The organism is Mycobacterium sp. 1164985.4 (assembly GCF_001668575.1).
Taxonomy (GTDB): domain Bacteria; phylum Actinomycetota; class Actinomycetes; order Mycobacteriales; family Mycobacteriaceae; genus Mycobacterium.
Genome location: NZ_LZMD01000062.1, coordinates 49678 through 56179, shown reverse-complemented (window position 1 = coordinate 56179; position 6502 = coordinate 49678). Strand labels below are relative to the sequence as shown.

Below are 6502 nucleotides of genomic sequence, written 5' to 3'. Positions count from 1 at the left end.
CCGAAGAAAAGGAGTTCTGCAGCCTGGCCGGCGAGGATTGACCCCTCGGCCCCTATTAGCGCGAGCGTGCGTGTTTGTACACGACACGCCGCGAAAACTCAGCCTCATGTGCACGCTCGCGGCCGTGTCGGTGTGGGCAGTTGCGGCGTGTGGCACGGCCGCGCCGCCACCGGCCCCGGCACCCGTCGTCGGCCAGGAACCCATGAAGCTCGGACCGGCAGCGCAGGACACCGTCGGCGGTTGGCTGCCCGACAGTCGCACGCTCAGCCCATTCGACACTCACGATCCGATCGTGGAGTGGCTCGACCCGCAGCTGCGCGAGTCGGTTCAGAAGGCGGCCCGCCGCGCCGAGAGCGACGGCATCGAGATGCGCATCTCGTCGGGGTGGCGATCGAAGGGTTTCCAGGAGAGGCTGTTCGCCGACGGTGTCGTCAAGTACGGAAGCATCGGAGCTGCACGGGAATTCGTGGCCTCGCCGGAGAAGTCGAAGCACGTCACCGGTCAGGCCGTCGACATCGGTCCTGTCGAGGCGGACAAGTGGCTGATCGCCAACGGTCGCGAGTTCGGCCTGTGCCAGGTCTATGCCAACGAGATCTGGCACTTCGAGTTGGCCGTCGTCGACGGGCGCTGTCCGCCGTTGAAGCCCAACGCCGCGGCGGATTGACCGCGCGCTCACGGAGAGCTCAGCGTGCACAAACTGTCGCTGATGCGCGGCGTGTCGTGTGCAAACACGCACGCTCGCGCAACCAAGGAAACAAGGGGAAGCCCAGTCAGTTCTGGTGCAGGGCCTCGTTCAGCGTGATGCCGGTGCCGTCCCGCTTGACCACCTCGACGGCCCCTGACAGCGAATTGCGCCGGAACAACAGATTGTTGGCTCCCGAGAGCTCTCGCGCCTTGACGGTCTTGCCGTCGCCGGTCTGCACCTTGGTGCCCGCCGTGACGTACAACCCCGCCTCGATCACACAATCATCGCCGAGCGAAATGCCAAGGCCCGCATTGGCGCCGAGCAGACACCGCTTGCCGATCGAGATCACCTCGGTGCCGCCGCCCGAGAGCGTACCCATGATCGACGCGCCGCCGCCGACGTCGGATCCGTCGCCGACCACCACGCCCGCCGAGATGCGGCCCTCGACCATCGAGCTGCCGAGCGTGCCCGCGTTGTAGTTGACGAAGCCCTCGTGCATGACGGTGGTGCCCTCGGCCAGATGCGCGCCCAGGCGCACCCGGTCGGCGTCGGCCACCCGCACGCCGGTCGGTAACACGTAGTCGACCATCCGAGGGAACTTGTCCACGCCGTAGACCGTCACGGGGCCGCGCTTGCGCAACCGCGCCCGCACGATCTCGAAGCCGGTGACCGCGCACGGCCCGTGGTTCGTCCACACGACGTTGGTCAGCACCCCGAAGAAGCCGTCGGCGTTCAGGCCGTGCGGCGCGACCAGCCGGTGTGAGAGCAGGTGCAACCGCAGATAGGCGTCGTAGGCGTCGGCGGCCTTGTCATCCAGCGACGAGATCACCGTCCGCACCGCCACGATGTCGACTCCGCGATCCTCGTCGCGCCCGGTCAGCGCGCCCAACTCCTCGGGTACCTCGGCAACCGAGAGCCGGCTGGTGCCCGACGGGCCGTCACCGCCGAGTTCGGGTGCCGGGAACCATGTGTCGAGGACCGATCCGTCGGCGGCGATCGTCGCCAGCCCCATACCTGCAGCAGAAGTCACGCGGATAAGACTAACGTCAGCCGTGTGGGCCTCGATTTGCACGGTGATCCGATCGCGCTGACCGCTGCGCTGGTGGACATCCCCAGCGTGTCGCGCCATGAGACGCGCATCGCCGACGAGGTCGAGGCCGCGCTGCGCGAACAGACGAATCTCGAAGTCATCCGCAACGCCAACGCCGTGCTGGCCCGAACGAACCTGGGCTTGCCATCGCGGGTTCTGCTTGCGGGCCACCTCGACACCGTGCCGGTCGCCGACAACCTGCCGAGCCGCCTCGTCAACGGCGAGTTGCACGGCTGCGGCACCTCCGACATGAAGTCCGGCGACGCGGTGTTTCTGCACCTGGCCGCGACCGTCGCGGAACCGACGCACGACATGACGCTGGTGATGTACGACTGCGAGGAGATCGAGGCGTCCGCCAACGGATTGAACCGCATCGAGAAGGAACTGCCCGACTGGCTGCAGGCCGACGTGGCGATCCTCGGCGAACCGTCCGGCGGCTACATCGAGGCCGGTTGCCAGGGCACGCTGCGGGTCGTGATCAGCGCCACCGGCACCCGCGCCCACTCGGCGCGATCGTGGTTGGGCGACAACGCCATTCACAAGCTCGGCGCGGTGCTCGACCGGCTTGCGTCGTATCAGCCCCGCAGTGTGGAGATCGACGGCTGCACCTACCGCGAAGGCCTTTCCGCCGTGCGCATCGACGGCGGTATCGCGGGCAACGTCATCCCCGACGCAGCATCGGTCACGGTGAATTTCCGGTTCGCGCCCGACCGGGGCGTCGACGAGGCGCTGCACCACGTTCGGGAGGTGTTCGACGGCCTCGACCTCGAGATCGAACTGACCGACGCGGCGGCCGGGGCGTTGCCGGGGCTGACCAAACCGGCCGCGGCGGCGTTGGTTAAGGCCGCAGGAGGCCAGGTTCGCGCCAAGTACGGATGGACCGACGTGTCCCGATTCGCCGCGCTCGGCATTCCGGCGGTCAACTATGGGCCCGGCGACCCGAACCTTGCGCACCGTGTCGACGAGCGCGTCGAGATCGAGAAGATCACCGCCGCGGCCGACGTGTTGCGCCGGTATTTAACCGCTTGACCGCACACCTACCCTGAACACGTGTGAGTTGACGAAGTCTCCGGGTGCTGCCCGGACCGGACCGTCCCTGCTTTCCGTGCGATTCACGAAGAGACCACTCACATGTCTTCCATCGTCTGTTCAGATCTGTCTTTCGCGTGGCCCGATGACACGCCGCTGTTCGACGGCCTGTCCTTCACCGTCGGCGAGGGCCGAACCGGTCTGGTCGCCCCGAACGGTGCGGGAAAGAGCGCGTTGCTCAAGCTCATCGCTGCAGAGCTGACGCCGACGTCGGGCTCCGTCACCGTCGAGGGCCGCCTCGGATATCTGCCCCAGTCGCTGCCCTACATCGCGCATCGCACCGTCGCCGAGCTCTTGGGCGTCGCTCCCGTGATCGAGGCGCTCGACGCCCTCGCCGACGGCAATCCCGACGAGGAGGTCTTCGCCACAATCGGCGACGACTGGGACGTCGAGGAACGCGCGCGGGCGCAGCTGGATCGCCTCGGCCTGAGCCATATCGCGCTCGACCGTCGGCTCGACACGCTGTCCGGTGGCGAGATCGTGAGCATCGGCATCGTCACCCAGCTCCTGATCCGCCCCGACCTGCTCCTGCTCGACGAGCCAACCAACAACCTCGATCTCGACGCGCGGCATCGGCTCTACGGCGCGCTCGACGACTTCGCCGGTTGCCTACTCGTGGTCAGCCACGACCGGATGCTGCTCGACCGGATGGACCGAATCGTCGAGCTGTACAACGGCGAACTCCATTCATACGGTGGCAATTTCACGATGTACACCGAAGCGGTCGAGCTCGAGCAACGCGTCGCCGAGAGCAACGTGCGCAGCGCGCAACAGCTCCTCAAGCGCGAGAAGCGGGAGAAACAACAGGCTCGCGAGCGGGCGGCGCGGCGAGCCGGTACGGCAGCCCGCAACATGAAGGACGCCGGACTGCCGAAAATTGTTGCCGGAGCGCAGAAGCGGCGTGCGCAGGAGTCGGCGGGCCGCGTTGACCGGGTCGGTGCGGCACGGGTAGGCGACGCAAGAGACCGTCTGCAGGAGGCCGAACGCGCGGTGCGAGACGATGACACCCTCGTGCTCGATCTGCCCGACACCGCGGTTCCCGCAGGCCGAGACGTGCTCACCGCTAAAGGGCTACGTTTCTTGGTCGGTGGCCGCTCGGTCCTCGACAACGTCGACCTGTCGGTGCGCGGCCCCGAGCGCATCGCGCTCACCGGTCCGAATGGGACGGGCAAGTCGACGCTGCTGCGCATCGTGACTGCAGATGTGGAACCGGACGGCGGAACGGTGGCTCGCGGTAGCGGTCGCATTGCGTACCTGTCGCAGCGGCTCGACCTGCTCGATCCGCGCGACACGGTCGCCGAGAGTCTGGCCGCCTTCGCGCCGAGCCTCTCGCACACCCGTCGCATGCATCTGCTGGCGCAATTCCTTTTCCATGGCGACCGCATCCATCTGCCGGTGGGCGCGCTGTCCGGCGGTGAGCGACTGCGCGCGACGCTGGCTTGCGTGTTGTTCGCCGAACCGGCACCCGAACTGCTCCTGCTCGACGAGCCCACCAACAACCTCGACCTCGTCAGCGTCGGGCAGCTCCAGGCCGCCCTGAATGCCTACCGCGGCGCGTTCATCGTCGTCAGCCACGACGATCGGTTTCTCGCCGAGATCGGCGTGCAGCGGTGGCTCCGGCTATCCGACGGCAGTCTCCAGGACGTAAGGATGCCCTGATCGCGCGTCGTGCGGGTCGAAATCGGCGCGCGGACAGCTACCGGAGGCACGGTAAGTTTGAGACCCGAAGCGTGTCATCAAGGGGGTCGCGCCATGGGCATCACGCCCGATTCCAGCCCGTACGGTGGCCAGACCGTGACCGGCCCGGGCTGGCCGAACGTCGACGAGGAGACGTTGGCCGCCGCCGCGGCGTCCTACGAGGCGCTCGCGGGCAAGATCAGCGGCAATGTGGTCCCCGAACAGCAGGGCCAGCTGATGAAGCTGTCCGACTCATGGGAGGGCGCGGGCGCGGTCGCCGCGGCGGGCGAGGCCACCACCATCATCGGCGGGCACGAGGCCAATGCGGCGCAGGCGGCCGCGATCGCCGCCAAGCTGCGCGCGATGGAGGCCACCGTCGTGAAGACGAAGACGCTGGCCAACACGATCGCCCAAGAGGTCCAGCAGGAGTGTGAAGCGATTGCGGCGATGCCGTTCAGCAACACCCAGGAGCTGGTGCAGAGCCGGATCAAGATGGGGCTATCTCAGAACATCGCCAACGTCACGGCGAACACCACCGAACTCGCCAACACCCTCGGCGTTCCACCGAGCATCCCGCTGTTCGGCGCTCCGCCGGTGCCCGGCGGCAAGGAGGCGCAAGACAGCAGCAAGGATGCCGCGCAGCAGGCGGGCGACGGCTCCCAACAGGCCATGCAGATGATGAGCCAGATGGGCTCGATGGCCGCGCAGCTGCCCATGCAGCTCGGGCAGTCGCTGATGGCTGTGCCGCAGCAGATGGGCCAGCAGCTCTCGCAGCCGCTGCAACAGCTGACGTCTCTGTTCGGCCAGGGCGGCAAGGCGGACTCGCTCGGGGCCGCGGGGCTTCCGTTCTCGTCGTTCTCCAACCATCCGCTGGCCGGCGGCTCGGGTTCAGGCGGCGGATCGGGCATGGTGCGCGCGGCTTCGCTGCCCGGATCCGGGGGTGCACCGCTGCAGACGCCGCAGATGGCGAATCTTGTTGGCAGCAAGGCCGTCAGCACCGCGCCCGCCCGCGAGGGCGCGACGGCCGGCGCGGCCGCGGCCGGCGGTGCCGTCCCGATGGCCGCCGGTGGCGGGATGGGCGGGATGGCGCCGATGATGGGGCAGCGCGGCGCCAGCGGCGGCACCGTTGCCGGGCTGGCCGTGCCAGCGCCGCTCGAGCACGACTTGGATGATGACGACGATGACGACTGGTGACGAGGAGCGCGCATGGGTGGGCCGCTGAGAAAGCCGGAGGGCATCAGCTGGAACGCGGCGGCGGTCGAGCTGCCCGAGATCCCGACGATCGCGCCGGGACAGGACGCGATGAGCGCCACCATCTCGGCGGTGTTGCCGACCCTGGCCGCTCAGCTGACCGCCAATGTCGCCGCGCTGTCCGCGAAGGAGAACACCTTTTCAGGCAAGGTGGGTGCTGCGCAGGCCGCCTACGAGAATTCCGATGACGTCGGCTCGCAGTCGGTCGGCCAGATCGTCGGGATGCTCGGTCAGGTCGGTCAGCAGGCCGGCCAGATGGGGCAGATGGCGGGTGCGCCATCGCAGGCCCTCGGCGGGCAGACCGGGATGTTCGGCTCGCTGATGCAGCAGGCCATGCAGGGCGCCCAGTCGGCGGGCGGCCCGCCCTCGACCGGCCAGGGTGCCGTGGGCACGGCATCCGGCGGAGGCGCACCTGGTGGTGCCGCAGCCGCGGGCGCTGGTGCCCCGGCGGGACCGACGGCGCAGCAGCCACGCGAGGACGCCCAGCGCGAGGCCGATCAGGCCGACGGTCGCGAGGACCGCCAGCTGCTGCAGCGCGCCGACGACCGCCCGTGGGACGGCGCGTCCGGACCGGAACGTGGCGAGACAGGCGCGGGACCAGTGCCGGTCGCTCCGCCGGAGTCCAGGTCCGACGACGACGCCGCCCGTAACCTGTAGCGCGGGTTTCTGCGGTTAGGGTCGTGATCGCGCCCAGCGAGCAGCCCTCAGCG

The 6502-nt window shown here is 68.6% G+C and carries 6 protein-coding genes; 5 read left to right on the top strand and 1 reads right to left on the bottom strand.

Translation table 11 applies throughout. From position 1 onward, the window contains the following. The first annotated feature begins 106 nt into the window (after positions 1-106). Positions 107-664, top strand: a complete 558-nt coding sequence (locus tag A5650_RS12305; protein WP_067288725.1) for a M15 family metallopeptidase — start codon at positions 107-109, stop codon at positions 662-664. 106 nt (positions 665-770) lie between these two features. Here A5650_RS12305 and dapD read toward each other — a convergent pair whose 3' ends face one another. Then, positions 771-1715 (bottom strand): 2,3,4,5-tetrahydropyridine-2,6-dicarboxylate N-succinyltransferase, encoded by a 945-nt coding sequence (gene dapD, locus A5650_RS12300; protein WP_067291160.1) that lies wholly within the window; start codon positions 1713-1715, stop codon positions 771-773. A gap of 24 nt (positions 1716-1739) precedes the next feature. Here dapD and dapE point away from each other — a divergent pair, with 24 nt between their 5' ends. From dapE to A5650_RS12280, 4 genes are all read left to right on the top strand, one after another. Continuing rightward, positions 1740-2804, top strand: coding sequence for a succinyl-diaminopimelate desuccinylase (gene dapE / locus A5650_RS12295; RefSeq protein WP_067291156.1), 1065 nt, complete (start codon positions 1740-1742; stop codon positions 2802-2804). Between the two features lie 102 nt (positions 2805-2906). Next, positions 2907-4523: an ABC-F family ATP-binding cassette domain-containing protein gene (locus A5650_RS12290; protein ID WP_067291154.1), complete on the top strand. Its 1617-nt coding sequence runs from the start codon at positions 2907-2909 to the stop codon at positions 4521-4523. Positions 4524-4616: 93 nt separating this feature from the next. Further along, a complete protein-coding gene (locus A5650_RS12285; protein ID WP_067291145.1) occupies positions 4617-5735 on the top strand; it encodes a hypothetical protein in 1119 nt (372 codons plus the stop codon). Positions 5736-5747: 12 nt separating this feature from the next. Further along, positions 5748-6449, top strand: a complete 702-nt coding sequence (locus A5650_RS12280; RefSeq protein WP_067291143.1) for a hypothetical protein — start codon at positions 5748-5750, stop codon at positions 6447-6449. Positions 6450-6502: the final 53 nt, after the last annotated feature.

What these genes read in the sequence shown, in the direction of transcription:
- A5650_RS12280 (WP_067291143.1), top strand. Translation starts at nt 5,748, where the DNA reads ATGGGTGGGCCGCTGAGAAAGCCGGAGGGCATCAGCTGGAACGCGGCG.
- A5650_RS12305 (WP_067288725.1), top strand. Translation starts at nt 107, where the DNA reads ATGTGCACGCTCGCGGCCGTGTCGGTGTGGGCAGTTGCGGCGTGTGGC.
- A5650_RS12285 (WP_067291145.1), top strand. Translation starts at nt 4,617, where the DNA reads ATGGGCATCACGCCCGATTCCAGCCCGTACGGTGGCCAGACCGTGACC.
- A5650_RS12290 (WP_067291154.1), top strand. Translation starts at nt 2,907, where the DNA reads ATGTCTTCCATCGTCTGTTCAGATCTGTCTTTCGCGTGGCCCGATGAC.